The following is a 21,606-nucleotide window of genomic DNA, read 5'->3' as shown; positions in this document are numbered from 1 at the left end:
AAGTTCAATATAACTTACTTTAATTTTAGGTTAGACATTACAGCTAGAATGATGATATGCAAACAGGAAATAAATTTACTAAGATGAATCATATCGTAAGGAATTTTTGTGGAGCACTTTTGGCGTTGGGGTTAAGTATCCTGGCACCCGGAAATATATTCGGGCAAAACGATACACTCTCTTTTCTTCATATCTCGGATTTGCATGTTATTTTCGATTTGGATTTTTTTCAGCCTGATTTGGCTGAAAACAGAAGGGGCTACAAAGATGGTGTAAAACCTCTGAAGAATTTTGTTGAAAATATGCCGCAAAAAACCAAAAGCAATTTTGTAATTGCTACCGGCGATTTAGTCGATTTTTTTGAAGGCGAAACCAGTAGCGGAAAAATGCTGGAATTTCAACTGGAACAGTTCGTGCAGCTAACGGGGAAAAGTCGGGTGCCTTTTTATTTTACACTCGGAAATCACGATATTATTTCTTACTCGTGGGGCGAATGTGAACGTATCTCAACACAAAACAATGCTGAAAAAGCCCGTGCTGCGTGGATAAAAAATGCATCGTGTTTTAGCGAAGGCACACACTATAGTAAAATTTTCAAAGTTGGAAACACACCCTTTCGGCTTATTTTTCTCGACGATGGCTACTATGATTTTTCTGATGAAGAGGATGTATTGCTTCCCTACGTGGATAAACCTCAGTTGCATTGGCTGGAAGGGCAGATAAACCAGTCTGACGACGATGTGGAAATTATTTTGATGCATATTCCGCTAAAAAATAATGTTGTAGAAACAGGAGGAGAGTTGTTTTCAGTTTTGTCGAAATATTCTTCTGTGAAAATGATACTAGCCGGGCATAATCATAAAAATGGTATTCAGGCATTTAATACGGAGAATGGGAACGAAATCGTTCAGATAAGAACGGGGGCGTTTGCTCAAGACACAACAAACTGGCGGCAAATAAAACTCACCGAAAACAATATTCGTATTTCTTTGCCTGGAAGTCAGCAGAAAGAAATGCAGATTGACCTTTAAATGAACAGAATGAAAATAAAACAAATCAAGACAAACTGGCTTTATATAATATTAATTTTTCCAACGATTTTTGCTGTTTTGGCGCTTAGCCATTTTGGATTTTTTTTTAAATCGGGAACCGCAGGTGCCGGAATCATAATTCTTTTAATACTTTATTTTTCCAAGCTTCCCAAAGCAAAAGATATCCTTTTTCTGATGTCGGCATTTCTGTTTTCCATTGTTGGCGACTGGTTTTTATCAAATAAAAGTGGCGACGCAAACATGTTTGTGTATGGAATTGGTTTTTATTTCCTCGCACATTTTGGATATCTAATTTATGCATTGCAGAATGGGCGAATCAACCGAATTTTTACGGCGGTTTTATTGAGTGCATTTCTTTTGTTCTTCGCCTTTGTTTTGTACCCCGTTATCGATAATCATATACTCATGTTTGCAGCACTCGTTTATCTGGTAATTTCTTGCCTTTCGTTAGGTTTTGCTGTTGGACTTCAGTCAACCGGAACAGAAAAATGGGCTTATGTTTTTGGTATTTTCCTGATTCTTTTTTCCGATACAATTATCGCATTTAAAGAGTTTGTCGGATACAGGGAACTCGATTTTTTGATTTTGCCAACTTATTATCTGGCACACATTTCAATAATTTTTTCATTGATACGTAGATGGCTGAAGAATAATTGAAGATAATAGAAATTTTAAATTTCTGCCCGGGTTGTTTAAGAGGGCAGATATTTTTATGATATAGATTCTAAATTATATAGTTGAAATGAAAAAAACAATATTGTTCGTATTGGCTTTTTGCTTTAGTCTTTCGATTGTTGAAGGAAATATCGGGCTGGCTTTTAACGGTAAAACAGAGAAAAGAAAAGATTTGCCCGTGCACGGATTTTGCGCACACCGTGGGGCGATGGTCACACATCCTGAAAATACAATTGTTGCTTTTAAAGCCGCTGTTGAAGCTGGAGCGCAAATGGTTGAGTTGGACGTGTGGTTAACCCAAGATGGTAAAATGGTGATAATGCACGATGAAACGGTTGATCGAACAACCAACGGCTCGGGAAGAATTTCAGATTTTACCCTGGCTAAAATTAAAAAACTCGATGCCGGGAGTTGGAAATCTTCGGATTTTGAAGGTGAAAAAGTTCCAACTTTTGAAGAAGCTTTGAGTGTTCTTCCCCGAAACATCTGGATTAATGTTCATGTAAAAGGTGAAGGCGAAACTCCTGTAATGGCGGCCAAATTGTTGCAAAAGGAAAATCGTTTGAATCAGGCTTTTTTAGCATGTAGTGGAAAAGCTGCGAAGGATGCAAAAGAGGCAGTACCCGGAATTTTGATTTGTAACATGGATCGACAGGATTCGAATTGGGATTATGTAAATGCAACCATTAAAATGAAAGCCAATTTCATTCAACTAAAAGGAAAAATTACGCCCGAATTTGCTGAATATACAAAGGCTTTGAAAAAGAATGGAATCCGGGTTAATTATTTTGGGACTGATTCTCCGGATGAATTAAAATTGTTGTTTGAGTATGGAGTTGATTTCCCCTTGGTAAACGATATTGTCCATACTTCCGGTTATTTGGAAACAATATTGGAAGGGTTATAGTTCGCTCGTTATTTACAGGAAGGATTCCACGGGATGCATAACATAATTATTTGGAGTAATATTGAAACTAAATTTTAACTGAATGAAAGCAGTACTCAGTTTTTTTATAATGTTTGGTTTTTATTCTGTTTTTGCTAAGGAACAGACAGAGAAAAAAGAAGCGGATAAACCCAAAACTGGGTTAATAAAAATAAAAGATGTGGTCATCTATAAAGACACCTGTTTTTATTCCAGTTTTCCTTCTGTCATTAAACGCCCCGATGGAGAGCTGATTGTTGCCTTTCGGCGGGCTCCCGATCGTAGGAATTATGGGGGGAAAGGAAACAGGCATGTTGATGCCAATAGTTACCTTGTAAAAGTTAGTTCAACCGATGCTGAAACCTGGACAAAAGAACCGGAGCTAATTTATGCACATCCCTTTGGCGGTTCACAGGACCCTTGTATGTCGCAACTAAACGATGGAACAATTCTTTGCACCAGTTACGGCTGGGCTCCTTTGTCGGAAGAAGAACGGAATACGCTTCAAAAGCCGTATGGCGAAAATAATGGATTTGTTTTTTTAGGGGGTTACCTCGTACGTTCAACGGATGGTGGAAAAAACTGGGACGGACCGATTTATCCTCCGCATATTTCGCCGGAGTTACATCTTAGTCCAACAGGAGAACCCCTGCCAGCATACAATAGAGGAGCACTTTGCGAAGGCAAAAATGGCCGGATTTACTGGGTTGTTGCAGCATACGATAGTGAAAATCTTAAAAGATCTTCAACGCATTTAATTGTTTCTGACGATAAAGGATTGAACTGGAAATATATGTCAGAAGTAGCTTCCGACGAGAAAGCTTCGTTTAACGAAACTTCTATTTATGAGACTCCAAAAGGTGATCTGATTGCTTTTTTACGCACTGCCAATTTAGATGATCAGGCATGTATTGCCCGATCGAAAGACGGAGGTAAAACTTTTGAACCCTGGCAGAAAATGGGATTTCAGGGACATCCGCTGAATGCACTTCGCCTGCCGGATAACCGCGTGCTCTTAACCTATGGTTACCGGCATGAACCCTACGGAATCCGCGCCCGAATTTTAAATGCAGAATGTACTGATTTTGAAAGTGATTCTGAAATTATTCTTCGCGAAGATGGAGGATCTACTGATTTGGGATACACCTGGCCGGTTTTGCTGGATGATAATCGTGTTTTGGTGGTGTATTATTTCAATAAAAATAACGGAATAAGATACATTGCCGGAACAATTTTGGAAATGAAAGAGTAACAAGAAAATTCGCACAACATATTATAAACCTGAATCAACAAAAAGATGAAAAATCCGATTAAAAATTATTTTATCAAAACGAATTCTGCGGTTTTATTTTTAGTGCTTTTGTTTTGTTTTTCCTGCGAATCGCAAAAAACGGAAGATGCTGACTTGATGAATGAAGCTGTTCCTGTTTGGGCAGAAGGCCGCGAAAAAGAAATGAACCTTACACTTGGTTTCCATGGTGTTTTTCAATCAGAAAAAGGGCAGGACATCAAATTAAAAATTACAGCCTCGTCGCTTTATCGTGTTTTTCTGAACGGAAAATTTTTAGGGTATGGCCCGGCACGAGCTGCGCATGGTTTTTATCGGGTTGATGAATATGATTTAAGCGAGTTGGTGAAGACTGACGAGAATGTACTTGCAATAGAAGTGGCTGGTTACAATGTAAATAGTTTTTATACCATCGACGAACCTTCGTTTTTGCAGGCCGAAGTGGAATTGGATAACCATATTTTATTGGCAACGGGAGCAGAGCCGGGTTTCAATGCTTTTCAAATTAAGGAACGTTTACAAAAAGTGGAACGCTACAGTTTTCAGCGTCCGTTTACAGAATATTACCGACTTACAGAAGATTTTGATTCATGGAAAACGGCAACAAAAAAGCCGGAAGAAACACTCAATTTGGCAGAGCAAACCAAAGTTGAACTGCTTCCCCGGAATATTTTAATGCCGGAATTTGATATTGTTCATCCAACGCAGCTTTACGCGAAAGGTTCCATTTATTTTCAGGAACCGGAAAAATATTACAAAGATCGTTCGCTGGTAAATATTAGCGAAAAACTTAAAGGATATAAGGAAAATGAGCTGGAAGTTTTGCCGTCGCAATTGATTCAGGAAGTGAATAATAAAACCTTTGAAGCGCTTTCTTTGCCTTTTCCTGCGCAGCCGATTTCTTTGAAGAAAAACGAATTTGTTACGTTCGATATGGGAACCAATCTTTCCGGGTTTATTGGAAGTAAAATTACATGTAAAGAGCCAACTACAATTTTATTTTATTTTGATGAGCTGCTAACAGACGGTGACATAAATACTAAAAAACGGATGGCCGATGTAAATAATCAGGTGGTTTATGAATTGCAGCCGGGAATCTACAATCTTGAAACCTTTGAATCCTACACTTTTAAGTTTTTGAAGGCGATTGTTTTCGATGGAAGTTGTCAAATCAACGATATTTATTTACGTGAATATGCGTATCCTTTAAATAAATTGGCAGCTTTTGACTCGGATAACGAAAAGTTGAATGCCATTTTTAAGGCAGCACAACAAACGTTCCGGCAAAATTCTGTCGATATTTTTATGGATTGTCCATCGCGTGAGCGGGCAGGCTGGCTTTGCGACAGCTATTTTTCGGCTATCATGGAGAAGGATTTTACCGGAAAATCGGCAGTGGCTTTTAACTTTTATGAAAATTATGCGCTTCCCGATAGTTTTAAATTCCTGCCGGACGGAATGCTGCCCATGTGCTATCCTGCTGACCAATATGATGGAAACTTTATTCCCAACTGGGCAATGTGGCTTGTGATTCAGATTGACGATTACCAACAGCGGGGCGGAGATACAGAATTAGTGGCAAGTTTGGAATCGAGCATCACAAATTTATTGAACTATTTTGAGGGTTTTGAAAATGAAGATGGTTTATTGGAAAAATTGGATAAATGGGTTTTTGTGGAATGGTCAAAAGCCAACAGTTTTGTACAAGATGCAAATTATCCGTCGAATATGCTTTACAGCGCAGTGCTTCAAAAGGCCGGTGAATTATATAACAATGAAAGCTGGTTGGAGAAAGCGGCAAAAATTAAAGAAACCATTTTGGAGCAATCGTTTAACGGTGAGTTTTTTGTTGACAATGCTGTTCGCGATAAAAATGGAAAACTTGAAGTTACAAATAACACAACAGAGGTTTGTCAATATTATGCTTTCTTTTTCAATATCGCTACTCCTGAAACTCATCCTGAATTGTGGAAAAAACTGACTACTGAATTTGGTCCGAACCGCAACGATAAAGTTACTTATCCCGAAGTGTTTGTGGCGAATGCTTTTATTGGTAACTATTTGCGAATGGATATCCTTTCGCGTTACGGGTTAAAAGAACAGTTGCTGGGCGAGATTCAGGATTATTTTTACGGAATGGCCAAACAAACCGGAACGCTCTGGGAGCACATGAAATCCAGCGCGAGTTGTAATCACGGTTTTGCTTCCTTCATCGGGCATGTTTTGTACCGCGATGTCTTGGGAATCGAAAATGTAGATTACCTCAATAAAAAAGTGACCATTCGTTTTTCCGACATCGATTTGAATGAATGCAGTGGCGTGCTTCCGGTTGACGATGACGTTATTGGATTACAATGGGAGAAGCAGGATGGAAAAATTAAATATTCTCTTCAAGTTCCCAAAGGATTTGAGGCGGAGGTGATAAATCATACCGCTCATAAAATCGAAGAAATATAAAAGTAATTCTAAAAAAATTAGTACCTGCTGTCTGTTTTTTTACTCTTTTCTTCTTTCTATTATATGTTCAGAGTTAAATTGGGATATATGTTTTAAATAATATTCAAAATAATACATCTAAATCAGTAACCTAAGTTTTGTATTTATGTTGGAAATAAGACAACTTATATTATTATTCTGCGGAATATTCTGTTTATATTCTTGTTCTCAAAACTTACAAAAACAAATTCCGGTTGTCCCTTCAAAAACGGAGTTAAATCGATCTTTCGGGAAATACGATGAGGAATTGTTTTTATCGCCACCAAAAATTTATCACCCGGAAACCTGGTTTCATTTTATTGGTGGGAATGTGGCAAAAGAAGGAATCACTGCCGACTTGGAGGCCATTGCCGGAGCTGGTATTTCCGGTATTCAGTTGTTTCATGGGCAGTTTGGCGGACCATGGCCGGGGGTTGATGAACAAATTGCCTGTTTAAGTCCGAATTGGGACGATGCAGTGAAATTTACTGCGGAAGAATGCAAGCGTCTCGGATTGCGTTTTACCATGCAAAACTGTCCGGGCTGGGCCATGTCTGGCGGCCCCTGGATTAAGCCCGAAAATGCAATGCGCCACCTCGTTTACAGTCGAACAGATGTGTCGGGAGTTGTAGATACCACCTTGTTGGTTCCTCAACCAAGCAAAGAAGAATGGCGGGATTATCAGGAAGTTGCTGTTTTAGCTTTCCCAACGCCACAGGGAGATACTGGTGAAAAGTTGATTCCTCAAAATGTAACCGGTGAAAACGGGGTGCTTTGGAAGGATTTCTTTTTAGGAAAAACAGATAAGTTGAAGTTGCCACCGGTTTCTGAAGGTCAGTCGCATTGGATGGAGCTAAGTTTTTCCGGCTCAGAAACGTTGCGCACAATTCAATTTTCTTCCGTGCGAAGTTTTAATTCAAACTGGGCTTACGAACCCGGCATAAAAATTCAGGTGCAGGCTGTCCTTTCAGAAAATAAAACAAAAGATATTTTAAATATAGAAATGCCTCCTTCAAACTGGCAGGATTATAAACCCATTTCGTTGGCTTGCTCCGAAGTAGAGAATGTACAAACCTACCGTATAAATATTCAGAACCAGCATGAAATGACTTTGACCGGAATGGATTTTCTTTCGGCTGCCCGAAAAAATAATTGGGAAGCTGAAGCAGGATGGACACTGCGCGGATTTGTTCGCGGAAGTGAACACCCGAGTCAGTCGGTGGAAGCGTTTATAGATCCTTCCAAAATTTTGGATATTTCTGAGAAAATGAACGAAAGCGGGCATTTAAAATGGAATGCTCCTGCGGGAAAATGGACAGTGCTTCGAATCGGGCATGTAAATACGGGGAAGAAAAATGCGCCAGCTCCTCCGGAAGGAACGGGCTGGGAATGTAACAAGCTATCGGAAATTGGACCGGATTCGCATTTTGCAGGTTACATCGGCCGCCTCGCAAATGGTCCGTTAGCGGGTGGTTTGCTGAATGGAATGCTGCTCGATAGTTGGGAGTGCGAAACGCAAACATGGACAAAAAATATGGAAAGCGATTTCGATAGTATTTCCGGATATGCCCTGCGAAAATGGCTACCGGCTGTGTTTGGTTATGTAATAAATGATCAGGAAACCACTTCTGATTTTCTGCTCGATTGGCGTTCTACAATTGGAGATTTATTTGCCAATAAATTTTACGGACGGATGGCTGAATTGGGCAAACAAAATGGTTTAACCGTTGCTTACGAAACTGCTGCCGGAGATATTTTTCCGGCTGATATCCTGGAATATTACAAATATGCCGATGTTCCGATGTGTGAATATTGGCAACCACTTTCTGATAATTTTGTGGGCTCTTCCAATTTTAAACCTATAAAACCTACGGTTTCTGCGGCTCGTTTGTATGGCAAACCGCGTGTGGCAGCCGAAGCATTTACTTCGTTTGATTTAACCTGGGATGAGCACCTTTCAATGCTAAAAGAAATTGCAAATATAAAAGCTGTCGATGGCGTGACTCATCAGGTGTTTCATACTTACACGCACAACCCGCGAACTGACTTTTTGCCGCCGGGAACTTCTTTTGGATCTTCTATCGGGACGCCTTTTTTGCGCGGACAAACCTGGTGGAAGCACATGCCGGAATTTGTTAATTATCTCTCGCGATGCAATTATTTGCTGGAACGCGGAAAACCGGTTTCGGATGTGCTTTGGTATCTGGGCGACGAAATAAGTCACAAACCAAACCAAAATGCACCTTTCCCCGAAGGTTTTAAATACGATTATTGTAACCTCGATATTTTGTTAAACCGCCTTTCTGTTGACGACGGAAAACTTGTTACGCCGGAAGGACTTTCGTATCGTTTGTTGTGGCTGCCGGAAAATGAGCGAATGTTACCGGAAACGCTGGAGAAAATATACGAATTGCTTCAAAAAGGAGCTACCATTGTTGGGAGTGCACCGCAGAGTTTGGCAACCTTGAAGGACAAAGAAAATGCCCAAAAACGTTTTGATGACGCTGTGCAAAAAATTTGGGGAGATAACTCCAAATTCACAGGAGAAAGACAAGTTGGGAAAGGTCGCGTAATTTCAGGAATGACCATTTTTGAAGCGGTGGAAAAATTGAATTTAGAACCCGACGTTACAGGTGGAGATGCACTGTGGTTGCATCGTTCTGTAAAAGGAGCCGACTGGTATTTTGTTTGTTCTCCGGCAGGAAAAACTTTTAAGGGAGACTTGAGTTTTAATACCTCCGGAAATCCTGAACTTTGGGATCCGTTAACGGGAGAAGTTACTTCCTTGGCAACTCGCGAAGAAAATAATCGGAGTGTCGTATCTTTTGATTTGGCGCAGGCTGGCTCGTGTTTTATTGTATTTCGTCACGATTCCAAAGAAAAGAAAGAGGTTTCTCAAAAGCACTCGCAAACAGTTTTAGCAGAATTAAATCAACGGTGGGAACTTTCATTTCCTGGTGGTTGGGGTGCTCCCGAAAATATTCAACTCGATAGTTTGACAGCCTGGAAAGATCTGGAAATTTCTTCAGAAGGAAAAGCTTTTTCCGGTTCCGCAACTTATTCTGTTTCTTTTAATTTGGATGAAGTAAAACCCGAAATGGATTATATTTTGGATTTAGGGAAAGTGGAAATGATTGCTGTAGTGTCGTTGAACGGAAAAGAATTGCGAACGCTGTGGTCTCCGCCATTTCGTTTGAATATAAATGAAGCTATAAAGGAAGGGAAAAATGACCTTACCATAGAAGTGACAAGCTCGTGGTTTAACCGCCTTGTTTATGATGCCGGGCAAGCAGAAGAAAACAGAAAAACATGGATGATAAGCGGACCATCGATGGATGCGCCTCTGAGAGAGAGTGGATTAATGGGGCCGGTTACAATTTCATATGGGAACAATTGAATTTAATTGTTTTTGAAATAAATTAATCTGTAATAAGTTGTTAATGAAATCACAACGTTTTGTATTCTTTAGTTTTGTTCTGTTGGTAACTGCTGTTTCAAATATGAACGGACAAATAGTAAGACAGGGCATACCGGATAAGACTGTCATTCTTACTTTCGATGATGCAGTGATTAGCCAGTACAATTTTGTTGCGCCTTTACTAAAAAAACACGGATTTGGCGCGACATTCTATATATGCGAATTTCCACCCAATTTTGGCGACACCACAAAATATATGGATTGGCAAATGATTAAAAAACTGGATAACATGGGATTTGAAATTGCCAATCACACGCGCACTCATCCTGCTGTTGCAAAATTAACAAAAGAAGAATTACTAAAAGAGCTGAATTATATCGAAGACAAGTGTGAGGAGTTGGGTATTAAAAAGCCCGAAACTTTTGCCTATCCGGGCTACAGTTTAAGCGAGGGAGTAATAGATGTGTTATCAGAAAAAGGTTACCGGTTTGCCCGTGCCGGGGGTAGTCGTGTTTATAAGCCTGAATCAGATTATCCGTTGCTGGTGCCAAGTTGGGCCATGAATGCAGAAAATAAACCGCAAATTATGGAGGCATTGCGGCAAGCTGGCAAGGGGAAAATTGTTGTTTTGACCATCCATGGTGTGCCCGATATTGAACATCCGTGGGTAAACACACCACCCGAATTGTTTGAAGAGTATGTGAACTATCTTTCTGAAAACGATTTTACCGTAATTGCTTTGCGCGATATGAAAAAATATATGGATGTGGAAAAAGCAATGAACAACTTGACTGCTGATTTAACAAAACCCCTAAAAAATTAAGTTGAGCATTCTGTCAAAATTGGATTTTATGAAAAAAAACAGAACAACTAAAAATTGGAACCAAAAGCTAAACCTAATGAGAAAGAATTATTATCCGCTTTGTATTTTTATATTACTGGCAACCTATTTTGTTTCCTGTTCAACTGATAAAAAGAATATCTCAGATGGGGCATTGGAACAGGGGTTTGTAGCGCCTCCCGATTCGGTTCGTATCGGTGTTTACTGGTACTGGATTTCCGACCATATTTCAGAAGAGGGTGTAGTGAAAGATTTACAGGCGATGAAAAAGGCCGGAATTACCCGGGCTTTTATCGGGAATATCGGTTTAGATGAAATGCCAGCCGGTAAAGTGAAAATGTTTAGCGATGAGTGGTGGAAAATTTTGCACACAACATTAAAAACAGCAACAGAATTGGGGATTGATATCGGTATCTTTAATTCGCCCGGTTGGAGCCAGAGTGGTGGTCCGTGGGTAAAACCGGAAGAAGCTATGCGTTACCTGGCGAGTTCTGAACTTCGGGTAGCCGGGCCGCAAAAGTTAAATCAAAAATTAAATCAGCCAACAGAATTTTTTCAGGATGTAAAGACGTTGGCTTACCCGGTTCCCAAGGAATTGGTTTTAGATAATAAAAGCGCAACGGTAACATCGTCGCCAAAACTATCTGGTTTGAATCAAATTCTGGACGGCGATAAAACCACAGGAATTGTTTTTCCTGAAGGCGAAACTTTTACGTTGGAATTTAATGCCAAAGAGCCATTTACTGCCCGGAGTCTCTCTGTTCAAACCACTGAAAAGAGTTTTAAAGCCAACGCCATTTTTCAGGTAAAAGAAACGACTGGTGAATTTCGTACAGTTTCCGAATTTGAAATGGATCGTTCCAATTCAGCCTTAAATGTTGGTTTTGAACCTTTCGCTCCGGTAGTGATTTCATTTCCTGAGATTACTTCAAAAAGTTTTCGTTTAATTATCAACGATTACAAGAGAAAAAGTGGTTTGGCAGAAGTTGCAATTTCTTCAGTGCCGCGTGTTGAACGCTATGCTGAAAAAACGCTGGCGAAAATGTATCAAACGCCGTTGCCATACTGGAAAGAGTACCAGTGGCCGCAACAAGCCGAACCTGCCAAATCGATGATCGTTGATGCGTCAAAAGTGATTGATATTTCAGAATTTCTGGCGGAAGACGGAACATTAACCTGGGATGTTCCTGAAGGCGACTGGGTAATTTTGCGCACAGGAATGACGCCTACCGGTGTTAAAAATAGTCCGGCTTCTCCGGAAGCTACCGGTTTGGAAATTGACAAAATGAGCAAGAAACACATCAAAAAGCATTTTGATAGTTTTATTGGTGAAATTCTAAAACGAATTCCGGAAGCAGATAGAAAAAGTTTTAAAGAAGTGGTTCAGGACAGTTATGAAATGGGCGGACAGAACTTCACGGATGATTTTATTGCTGAATTTCAGGAAAGATATGGTTACGACCCCGTTCCGTTTTTGCCGGTTTATAAAGGTTTTGTAGTAAACAGTGAAGAGTCTTCCGATCGTTTTTTGTGGGATGTGCGTCGTATGGTGGCTGATAAAGTGGCTTACGATTATGTGGGCGGTTTGCGGGATGCCTGCCATGAATACGGATTGAAAACCTGGCTCGAGAATTACGGGCACTGGGGATTTCCTGGTGAGTTTTTGATGTACGGGGGCCAGTCGGATGGAATTGGTGGCGAGTTCTGGAGTGAAGGTGATTTGGGAAATATTGAAAACCGCGCAGCAACTTCCTGTGGACATATTTATGGAAAAATACAAATTTCAGCAGAATCAAATACGTGTGGAGGGCCGGCTTTTAGTCGTTACCCGGCAATGTTTAAACAGCGTGGCGACCGCTTTTTTGCCGAAGGAATCAACAATACAATTTTACACGTTTATGTTTCTCAACCTTACGAAGACAAAAATCCGGGGGTAAATGCCTGGTTTGGAAATGAGTTCAACCGGAAAAATACATGGTTTTCACAGATGGATATCTATACAGATTATCTTAAGCGAACCAATTTTATGCTTCAGCAAGGAATAAACGTGGCCGATGCTGCTTATTTTATTGGGGAAGATGCGCCGAAAATGACAGGAATTACCGATCCGGAACTTCCGGTTGGATATCAGTTCGACTATATAAATGCAGAAGTTATTGAAAAATACATGACGGTTGAAGATGGCTTGCTCACACTTCCGCACGGAACACAATACCGTATTTTGGTTCTTCCAAAATTGGAAACAATGCGTCCTGAATTGTTGCAAAAAATAAAACAATTGGTTAATGATGGAGCTATTGTTTTGGGGCCGGATCCAAACCGTTCACCCAGCCTTCAAAATCAGCCGGAAGCCGACGAACAGGTAAAACAAATGGCCGAAGAATTGTGGGGCGACGTTGACGGAGGAAAAGTTAAAGCACATTCTTTTGGCAAGGGAATGATTTTGAATGGACTGACAATGGAGGAAGCGTTTGATATTATTCGCTGCGTTCCCGACTGTAAGTTACCTGAAAATAAAAGTATTCACTTTGGGCACCGGAAATTGGAAAATACAGATATCTATTTTGTCTCGAACCAGACCTCAGAAACCCAGACTTTTTCACCCGAATTCAGAGTAGATAAAAAACAGCCGGAGTTGTGGAAAGCTACCGATGGAACAATGCGTAATTTATTGGCTTTCGAGGAAACGGCAAACGGTATAAAAGTTCCGTTGGAACTGGCTCCTTATGAAAGTGTTTTTGTGGTTTTCAGAAAAAAGGCCCAAAAGGCGGAGGCTGCAGGATTAAAAGTGAATTTCCCGAAACCAACCATTTTAATAGAAATGAATGGTCCCTGGACTGTTCAGTATGATGCCTCAATGCGAGGCCCTGAGGAGCCTGTTGTTTTTAATTCTTTGCAGGACTGGACTTCTTCATCAGACGAAAAAATAAAATATTATTCAGGAACCGCAATTTATTCAAGCAAATTTAATTTGAATGAATTGCCAGCCGATGAGCAGTTTTTTATTGATTTGGGGAAAGTTTCTGTGATGGCAAAAGTTACAGTAAACGGCACTTATGTTGGTGGCGTGTGGACTCCACCGTATCAGATCGATATTTCAAAAGCTATAAAAGCCGGAGAAAATGAAGTGAAGATTGAAGTCGTTAATACCTGGGTAAACCGTCTGATTGGCGACCAGAATTTACCTCAAAACGAAAGAAAAACCTGGTGTTTGGATAATCCCTATAAAGCAGATAGTAAGTTGCAATCGTCAGGTTTACTGGGGCCAGTTATCGTTTCATGTATTAAATACTAAATAATACTGAAATGAAACAAAATATAAAGGCTACTAACTTTAATTTCTTATGTATCTTTTTTTGTTTCCAGTTGATATTATTTTCAGGATGTACAAAAAATAAGACGGAAGATTTTTTCCCTGACCGATTTGCTCCACAACCGTTAGCCGGTACGGATGAACTGGGAAGAACTATGCCTTTGAATGACAGTGTTGGAAATCCAAAATTGAATCGTCAGGTGGGGATTTTCTATTTTTTATGGCAGGGAGATGGTACTGCTGAGATACATTGGGATTTGAGTGAGATTATCCCAAATCATCCCGAGGTATTGGAAGATTATGATAATCCGTTATGGGGACTGCCGGTTTATCATAAGGGAGGACGGGTTGGTATGTATTTCTGGGGAAAACCCATTTATGGTTATTATCGGGGTGACGACTATTGGGTGCACCTGCGAAGCATGCAGCTTTTAACCGATGCCGGTGTCGATTTTGTTGTAATTGATGCCACTAACAGGCCAATTTATCCGGCTCAGTCGGAAGCTTTAATGAGAGCGATGGATGCCATAAGAGAACAAGGAAAGAATCCTCCCAAAATTGTTTATTATACCAATACCAAATCGGGTGAAACAATGCAGAAGGTTTACGATACTTATTATAAACCGGAAGCTCCGTATTACCATCCCGATTGCTGGTATTATCTCGATGGAAAGCCTTTAATTATTGGGATTTCAGCGGAAGCTGCAGGACATGACTATCAGAATTTTTTCACTTTCCGTGAGTCGCAGTGGCCTAATGAAAGCCAAAAAGTGAACGGCTGGCCCTGGATTTCTTTTACCCGTCCGCAAAAAGTGCATCTCAATAAAAACGGAGAGGCTGAGATTATAAATGTTTCTGTGTGTCAACATCCAAATCCTGGTGCAGGAATGGGCGGTTCCGCATTTTACGGAAATATGGATAACTGGGGCCGGAGTTATCGTAACGGCTCACATGGAAAGCCTGAAACAGATATTTTTTATGGTTATAATTTTCAGGAACAATGGGACTACGCATTAAAACAAGATGTTCCTTTTATTTTTATAACAGGTTGGAATGAATGGGTTGCCGGCAGATGGGACAGTAAGGATGGAAATCCTGAACATTCGTGGTTTTGCGATCAGGCCAGCCCCGAATATAGCCGTGATATTGAACCAACGCGAACAGCAGGTTTAAACGACAATTATTACATGCAGATGGTGGCGAATATCCGGCGTTATAAAGGCACGGCTCCTTTCCCAAAAGTCAGTAAACAAAAAACAATTAAATCGTTCGACGACTGGGAGAATGTATTTCCTGTTTATACTGATTATATTGGCGATACGCAGGCTCGTAATCATCCGGGGGCAGAATCAAATCCTAAAAAAAATTATATCAACAAAACCGGGCGTAATGATTTTTATTTAATGAAGGTGACAAATGATAAAAAGAATATTTTCTTTTTTGTGCAAACCCGGGAAGATATAACAGCAAAAAGTGGCAGCAACTGGATGAATCTGTATATTAATTGCGACAGAAAAGCCAACACCGGATGGTCTGGTTATGATTTTAGAATCGTCAATGGAAATCAGTTGCAGGAATTTAAAAATAAAGAATGGAAAACAATTGTAGAGCTAAGATCTCAAATAGAAAAAGATAAAATGATGTACACAATTCCTTTAAAAAAATTAGGAATCACTCATATGCCTAATCTTGAATTTAAATGGTCTGACAACATGCAGGATGATATTGATCCGCTTGATTGGTATGTTAACGGAGATGTTGCTCCCGGAGGACGTTTTAATTTTATTTATACCAGAAAATAGTGTTAATTATGAAGCGACTTTTGTTTTTAATTTTATTTGTACAACTGGTTTGTTCCAAAGGATTTTCTCAGCATGTAATTCCATTGTATGACGGACAAATTCCGGGAGAAATTCAGGCAGAGAACACTGAGGTTAATAAGAATGGGATTTTCAGTAATATTTCTAAGCCTGAGCTTACTATATACATTCCTGAAAAAAGTGACCCCGGGAAAACGGCAATTGTAATTTGTCCGGGTGGAGGTTACGGAGTGGTGTGTGCCAGTTACGAAGGACATAAGATTGCCCGCGCAATGAATGAAAAAGGAGTGGCTGCTTTTGTGTTGAAATATCGCTTGCCCAGCGACCGAACATGCAGCGATAAAGCCATTGCACCCTTGCAAGATGCGCAGCGGGCTATTAAAATTGTACGTGATAATGCCGGAAAGTGGGGGGTAAATCCGAATAAAATTGGAATTATTGGTTTTTCTGCGGGTGGTCATTTGGCTTCAACAGCGGGAACGCATTTCTCTAAAAGTTATATTCAAAATAATGAATCAACGAGTTTGCGTCCCGATTTTATGATGCTTATTTACCCGGTTATTTCGATGCAGCCGGAATTAACACACGTCGGCTCGCGCAAGAATTTGCTAGGTGAAAATCCGAGCCCGGAATTATTGGATTTATTTTCCAATGAAAAACAGGTTACGGAAAATACACCATCTGCTTTTTTAATGCATGCGATGGATGATGATGTGGTTCCTGTTGAAAACAGTATCCGTTTTTATGAAGCAATGAAAGAAAAAAATGTGCCGGCAGATATGCATTTGTTCTCAACTGGCAAACATGGTTTTCCGCTTGAACCTGCAAAATCGAACTGGCTCGATTATGCATTTCAATGGATGAGGGAACAGCAACTCATCGGCGATAGATAATATTTTAAAATGAACTTTAAAAAGAATACAGACGGAACGATTAAAATTACATTGAAAGCACTCGATGGAGTGACGATTGTATGTTAGGTATATATTTTGGTGCTAGATTAACGAAAAATAATAATCCATTTTATGAAAAAATTACTAGTTTTTTATTTGCTCATTTGCTGCTTTGCATTGTCAAAAGCTCAGGAAAAAGCTCAACAAAAATACGATGTTGCGGCTTTTGTCTGGCCGTCTTATCATCCGGATGAACGGGCAAAAATATTTTGGCCGGAAGGGATTGGAGAATGGCAAACCGTAAAAAGTAATCAATCCAAATTTGAAGGCCATGAACAGCCACGTTATCCGCTTTGGGGTTACATAAATGAAGCAGATCCCTATGTGGCAGAAATGGAAATTAACGCGGCTGCCGACCACGGAGTAAATGTGTTTATCTTCGATTGGTACTGGTACGACAGAATGCCGTTCTTGGAAGGTCATTTAAACGATGGTTATTTGAAAGCCGGAAACAACGACAGAGTGAAATTTTACCTCATGTGGGCGAACCACGACGTGAATATGACCTGGGACAAACGGAACGCCGGGAAACCAAACGATGCCCTGATTTGGAAAGGCTCGGTCGATCGCGAAGAATTTGAAGTGATTTGCCATCGGGTGATCAAAAAGTACTTTTCACATCCTTCTTATTACAAAGTGGATGGAAAGCCGAGTTTTATGATTTACGACTTAAATATACTGATTCAGGGATTGGGTGGAGTTGAAAATACAAAAGATGCATTTGAATGGTTCCGAAATGAAACCCAAAAAGCGGGTTTTAAGGGTCTCGATTTACAACTTACTTTACGCAAAAGCGGAAAGGGAGTTACCGGAATAGCAGGAGATAAAGTTGGCTCACAAAAAGAAGTTATTGAACAACTTGGTTTTGATGGCGTAACTCATTACCAGTTTGTACATTTTACGAATGTGAATCGTGATTACAATGAAATTTTAGGTGATGTGGAAAAGGAGTGGAACACGCTGGATACGGAGTATAAAATTCCATACTACGTCCATGTTTCAGTGGGGTGGGACAATAACCCGCGCTTTGAAATGTTTAGAGGTGGAATTGTAAAAAATAATACACCTGAAAATTTTGAGAAAGCACTTCGTAAAGCAAAAGATTTTGTGGATGCGCATCCGAAACAGGCACCATTAATTACGATTAACAGTTGGAATGAATGGACTGAAACCAGCTATTTGCAACCCTGCACAATGTACGGCTACGGTTATTTGAATGCGATAAAGAAAGTATTTCTGGAAGAAAAATAAATCAACATAATATGCAAAAAATTATATCAACCATACTTATGTGCTTCGCTTTTTTTTCTATTTCGAAAGCGCAGGAAAACAAGCCGTTTCTTAATCCGCCACAGATAATCGAAAAGGCAGATGTCAATGAAAATCATTCTGTAGAAAGTCGGCAATTTTCCGGGATATCCAGTTTAGCGGTGAGCCCCGGTGGAAGAATGTGGTGCATTTGGTATGCAGGGCCAACTCCCGGTGAGGATTTGAATAATTACGTAGTGCTCTCAACCAGTGGCGATAAAGGAGAAACCTGGAATGAAGTTTTAGTTGTCGATCCCGATGGACCTGGACCGGTGCGGGCTTTTGACCCTGAAGTTTGGATAGATCCCAACGGTACACTTTGGATTTTTTGGGCACAGACAACAAAAGACGACAATAAAATTATTGGAGTTTGGTCCTTGAAAACGACTGACCCGGATAACGAAGAGCCGAAGTGGTCGGAACCTCGTCGTTTAACCGATGGAGTAATGATGTGCAAACCTCTTGTGCTTTCTACCGGAGAGTGGGTGTTGCCTGCATCCACATGGCGGCAAAATGATTACAGCGCCAAAGCCATTGTTTCAACTGATGAAGGAAAAACATGGAAAGAACGCGGAGCGGTTGATGTTCCCCAAGAGTTCCGGAATTTTGATGAACACATGATTATCGAAAAACACAATGGTGATTTGTGGATGCTTGTTCGAACAAAATATGGAATAGGAAAAAGTATTTCATCGGATCGAGGAAAAAACTGGACACCTTTAATTCCTTCAGAAATTCAACACCCTGCTGCACGTTTTTTTATTCGAAGATTAAATTCAGGAAATCTTTTGTTGGTGAAACACGGGCCAATCGATATGCGAACAGGACGTTCTCATTTAATGGCTTTTATTTCGAAAGACGACGGTTTTTCGTGGTCAAATGGTTTGCTTTTGGATGAACGGCCCGGGATTTCTTATCCCGACGGGCAGCAGACGAGCGATGGAACAATTTATATTACTTACGATTACAATCGTACAAAAGAACAGAATGTTCTTTTTACAAGTTTTACTGAAGACGATGTGCTAAAGGCTACGGACCGCCAGATTTTGAACGTATTTAAAAATCGAAATATAGTGAGTAAAGGAGGAGGCAGGAAGGACTAAGTTTTTTATCTTTAATTATCATCGCTTAATCAATAAAATACACCTAAATGAAGAAATATATCTTTGCTTTTGTTGCCGCGTCACTTCTGGCAGCATGTGCTCCAAAGAAAAATATCGAAACATTAAGTACTTATGTGAATCCGTTTATCGGAACTGACGCGCACGGACACACTTATCCCGGTCCTTTATTGCCCTGGGGAATGGTGCAACTCAGTCCTGATACCGGAAATGAAGATTGGGATTGGTGCTCGGGTTATCACAGTTCTGATAATACCATAATGGGATTTTCTCACAAACATTTGAGTGGAACTGGAATTCCTGATATGGGCGATATTTTGCTGATGCCAATGACAGGCTGGCAAAAATTTGAGCCCGGAAGCAAGGAAAATCCGGACGAAGGATACCGTTCCCGTTTTTTAAAAGAAAAGGAACATGCAAAGCCCGGTTATTATTCTGTAACGCTTGATGATTATAATGTTGATGTGGAATTGACGGCAACCAATCGGGTGGGAGTTCATCGTTATACATTTAATAATCCGGAGAATAACTCAGGCTGGATTATTATTGATTTGGGACACGGACTCTCAGATAAAAATTTACTTAATCGTTTTGAAATTTCAGGAGATAACAAAGTTTCAGGCTATCGGCATTCAACGGCATTTGTAAAGAATCAGCATGTGTTTTTTACTGCTGAATTTTCAAAACCAATAAAAAGTTATATCACGCTAATTGATGGTATAAAAGGAAATGAGCAAAAAGGAGAAGGAGAAGTTTGCAAGCTGGCCCTTCAATTTGAAGTAAAACCCAACGAGGAAATTATTGCCAAAGTGGGCATTTCAAATGTAGATGAGGCTGGGGCTGAAAATAATATTTCGGAGGAAATGCCGGATTGGGATTTTGATAAAGTAGCTTCCGATGCCGCTGCAGTTTGGGAAAACAACTTGTCGAAAATTAAAATCGACTGCGACGATTCGGATGAAAAGACCATATTTTATACTGCATTTTATCACAATATGATTTCTCCAAATTTGATTTCCGATGCCGATGGAAGATATCGCGGCTGGGATGGAGAAGTACACAAAAATACGCAGGAATTTTATACCAATTATTCACTTTGGGATACTTATCGCGGAGTTCATCCTTTTGTAGGATTGATGTTTCCTGAAATGGATGAAAAGTTCATTAATTCGATGTTGGAGCGCTACAACGAAATTGGCGAATTGCCCATTAACGAATATGGAATTAATGAAACTTTTGCAATGATTGGACATCATGCTATTCCTGTTCTTGCCGATGCGATGATAAATGGATTTGGGAAATTTGATGAAAAGCTGGCGTATGAAGCGGCAAAACATGCCCAAACCACCGACGATTTTAATATGAAAGCCGATTGGGAAAAATATATAAGATACGGTTATTTGCCTTCCGATTCTATAATTGTAGAGTCGGTTTCAAGAACGCTTGAGTTTGCTTATAACGATTGGTGTGTGGCTCAAATGGCCAAACATTTGGGATACACTGAAGATGCAGAGTACTTTACAAAAAGGTCGCAGTTTTATAGGAATGTGTTTGACGAAAAAACAAAATTGATGCGGGGACGAAAGTCTGATGGTTCCTGGGTTACACCTTTCGATAAATTTAAAGTTTCGCATGCAGGAACTGGCGGCGGCGATTACACCGAAGCCAACGCCTGGCAATATACCTGGCATGTTCAGCACGATATTCCCGGCTTGATTGATTTAATGGGCGGAAATGAGGCTTTTGTAACCAAGCTAGATTCTCTGTTTGCATTTAATTCGGATGTTTACGGCGATGGTTTAACGCTGGATGTAACCGGTTTGATCGGGCAGTATGCACATGGAAACGAACCTTGTCATCATGTGCCGTATTTGTATGATGTTGCTGGCGCGCCGTGGAAAACACAGGAAAAAGTGAGCGAGATAAAAAATACATTGTATCAAAATTCACGCGACGGACTTTGTGGAAACGATGATTGTGGCCAGCTTTCTGTTTGGTACTTGTGGGGAGCGCTCGGATTCTATCCGGTTTGCCCTGGCGACGATTATTATTTAATTGGGTCTCCATCATTTCCAAAAGCAACACTCGAACTTTCCAACGGAAAGACATTTGTAATTGACGCTAAAAACGCAAGTAAACAAAATATTTACATTCAGTCGATGAAATTAAACGGGCTGGATTATTCTACTTACGAACTCAACGTAAAAGATGTTGTTGCCGGAGGACAATTGGATTTTGTTATGGCGGCTTCACCAAAATAAAACTCTATGAATAGTTTTGGGTTAAGGGTAAAAATCTCTTTGGGCATTGCCCGGGAGATTTTTTACTTTGAGAGAAGACCCGAAGTTCTTGAAAAGTCGGATAAAAAGCTACTTTTCAAAGATTCATAGTTTATTATCATCCGTAATTTTATAACT

At 40.1% G+C, this 21,606-nt stretch carries 14 protein-coding genes; all 14 read left to right on the top strand.

The genetic code is table 11. From position 1 onward, the window contains the following. The first annotated feature begins 83 nt into the window (after nucleotides 1–83). The gene (locus GM418_RS03680) at nucleotides 84–1,031 is read left to right on the top strand and encodes a metallophosphoesterase family protein (protein ID WP_158863258.1); all 948 of its coding nucleotides are present in this window, start codon (nucleotides 84–86) and stop codon (nucleotides 1,029–1,031) included. A gap of 9 nt (nucleotides 1,032–1,040) precedes the next feature. Further along, complete coding sequence (locus GM418_RS03675) at nucleotides 1,041–1,709, top strand: lysoplasmalogenase (protein WP_158863256.1); 669 nt, start codon at nucleotides 1,041–1,043, stop codon at nucleotides 1,707–1,709. Nucleotides 1,710–1,794: 85 nt separating this feature from the next. Then, a complete protein-coding gene (locus tag GM418_RS03670; RefSeq protein ID WP_158863254.1) occupies nucleotides 1,795–2,634 on the top strand; it encodes a glycerophosphodiester phosphodiesterase in 840 nt (279 codons plus the stop codon). A gap of 82 nt (nucleotides 2,635–2,716) precedes the next feature. Then, nucleotides 2,717–3,904: a sialidase family protein gene (locus GM418_RS03665; RefSeq protein ID WP_217447702.1), complete on the top strand. Its 1,188-nt coding sequence runs from the start codon at nucleotides 2,717–2,719 to the stop codon at nucleotides 3,902–3,904. A 45-nt stretch (nucleotides 3,905–3,949) separates the two neighbouring features. Next, entirely contained in the window at nucleotides 3,950–6,397 is a 2,448-nt protein-coding gene (locus tag GM418_RS03660) for an alpha-L-rhamnosidase-related protein (RefSeq protein ID WP_158863252.1), read from the top strand. Nucleotides 6,398–6,542: 145 nt separating this feature from the next. Further along, a complete protein-coding gene (locus GM418_RS03655; protein WP_158863250.1) occupies nucleotides 6,543–9,812 on the top strand; it encodes a glycosyl hydrolase in 3,270 nt (1,089 codons plus the stop codon). Between the two features lie 43 nt (nucleotides 9,813–9,855). Then, complete coding sequence (locus tag GM418_RS03650; RefSeq protein ID WP_158863248.1) at nucleotides 9,856–10,656, top strand: polysaccharide deacetylase family protein; 801 nt, start codon at nucleotides 9,856–9,858, stop codon at nucleotides 10,654–10,656. A 28-nt stretch (nucleotides 10,657–10,684) separates the two neighbouring features. Further along, nucleotides 10,685–13,969 (top strand): glycosyl hydrolase, encoded by a 3,285-nt coding sequence (locus GM418_RS03645; RefSeq protein WP_217447701.1) that lies wholly within the window; start codon nucleotides 10,685–10,687, stop codon nucleotides 13,967–13,969. 11 nt (nucleotides 13,970–13,980) lie between these two features. Next, on the top strand, nucleotides 13,981–15,789 hold the full coding sequence (locus GM418_RS03640; RefSeq protein ID WP_158863246.1) for a hypothetical protein: 1,809 nt from the start codon (nucleotides 13,981–13,983) through the stop codon (nucleotides 15,787–15,789). Between the two features lie 8 nt (nucleotides 15,790–15,797). After that, nucleotides 15,798–16,700 carry an alpha/beta hydrolase gene (locus GM418_RS03635; protein WP_158863244.1) on the top strand — a complete coding sequence of 301 codons (903 nt, stop codon included), beginning with the start codon at nucleotides 15,798–15,800 and terminating at the stop codon, nucleotides 16,698–16,700. Between the two features lie 132 nt (nucleotides 16,701–16,832). After that, nucleotides 16,833–18,011: a glycosyltransferase WbsX family protein gene (locus GM418_RS03630; protein ID WP_158863241.1), complete on the top strand. Its 1,179-nt coding sequence runs from the start codon at nucleotides 16,833–16,835 to the stop codon at nucleotides 18,009–18,011. 11 nt (nucleotides 18,012–18,022) lie between these two features. After that, nucleotides 18,023–19,171: a sialidase family protein gene (locus GM418_RS03625; protein ID WP_217447700.1), complete on the top strand. Its 1,149-nt coding sequence runs from the start codon at nucleotides 18,023–18,025 to the stop codon at nucleotides 19,169–19,171. A gap of 47 nt (nucleotides 19,172–19,218) precedes the next feature. Next, nucleotides 19,219–21,450, top strand: coding sequence for a GH92 family glycosyl hydrolase (locus tag GM418_RS03620; RefSeq protein WP_158863239.1), 2,232 nt, complete (start codon nucleotides 19,219–19,221; stop codon nucleotides 21,448–21,450). Nucleotides 21,451–21,456: 6 nt separating this feature from the next. After that, nucleotides 21,457–21,579 carry a hypothetical protein gene (locus GM418_RS31810; protein ID WP_281350258.1) on the top strand — a complete coding sequence of 41 codons (123 nt, stop codon included), beginning with the start codon at nucleotides 21,457–21,459 and terminating at the stop codon, nucleotides 21,577–21,579. The last annotated feature ends 27 nt before the right edge of the window (nucleotides 21,580–21,606 follow it).

It is taken from the genome of Maribellus comscasis (assembly GCF_009762775.1).
Lineage (GTDB): Bacteria > Bacteroidota > Bacteroidia > Bacteroidales > Prolixibacteraceae > Draconibacterium > Draconibacterium comscasis.
Note: the sequence above shows the minus strand (reverse complement) of the source record. Positions and strands in the feature narration are given on the sequence as shown.

Bases quoted from the DNA above. Each gene is read 5' to 3' on its own strand.
- GM418_RS03680 (WP_158863258.1), top strand. From the start codon at position 84: ATGAATCATATCGTAAGGAATTTTTGTGGAGCACTTTTGGCGTTGGGG.
- GM418_RS03675 (WP_158863256.1), top strand. From the start codon at position 1,041: ATGAAAATAAAACAAATCAAGACAAACTGGCTTTATATAATATTAATT.
- GM418_RS03670 (WP_158863254.1), top strand. From the start codon at position 1,795: ATGAAAAAAACAATATTGTTCGTATTGGCTTTTTGCTTTAGTCTTTCG.
- GM418_RS03665 (WP_217447702.1), top strand. From the start codon at position 2,717: ATGAAAGCAGTACTCAGTTTTTTTATAATGTTTGGTTTTTATTCTGTT.
- GM418_RS03660 (WP_158863252.1), top strand. From the start codon at position 3,950: ATGAAAAATCCGATTAAAAATTATTTTATCAAAACGAATTCTGCGGTT.
- GM418_RS03655 (WP_158863250.1), top strand. From the start codon at position 6,543: ATGTTGGAAATAAGACAACTTATATTATTATTCTGCGGAATATTCTGT.
- GM418_RS03650 (WP_158863248.1), top strand. From the start codon at position 9,856: ATGAAATCACAACGTTTTGTATTCTTTAGTTTTGTTCTGTTGGTAACT.
- GM418_RS03645 (WP_217447701.1), top strand. From the start codon at position 10,685: ATGAAAAAAAACAGAACAACTAAAAATTGGAACCAAAAGCTAAACCTA.
- GM418_RS03640 (WP_158863246.1), top strand. From the start codon at position 13,981: ATGAAACAAAATATAAAGGCTACTAACTTTAATTTCTTATGTATCTTT.
- GM418_RS03635 (WP_158863244.1), top strand. From the start codon at position 15,798: ATGAAGCGACTTTTGTTTTTAATTTTATTTGTACAACTGGTTTGTTCC.
- GM418_RS03630 (WP_158863241.1), top strand. From the start codon at position 16,833: ATGAAAAAATTACTAGTTTTTTATTTGCTCATTTGCTGCTTTGCATTG.
- GM418_RS03625 (WP_217447700.1), top strand. From the start codon at position 18,023: ATGCAAAAAATTATATCAACCATACTTATGTGCTTCGCTTTTTTTTCT.
- GM418_RS03620 (WP_158863239.1), top strand. From the start codon at position 19,219: ATGAAGAAATATATCTTTGCTTTTGTTGCCGCGTCACTTCTGGCAGCA.
- GM418_RS31810 (WP_281350258.1), top strand. From the start codon at position 21,457: ATGAATAGTTTTGGGTTAAGGGTAAAAATCTCTTTGGGCATTGCCCGG.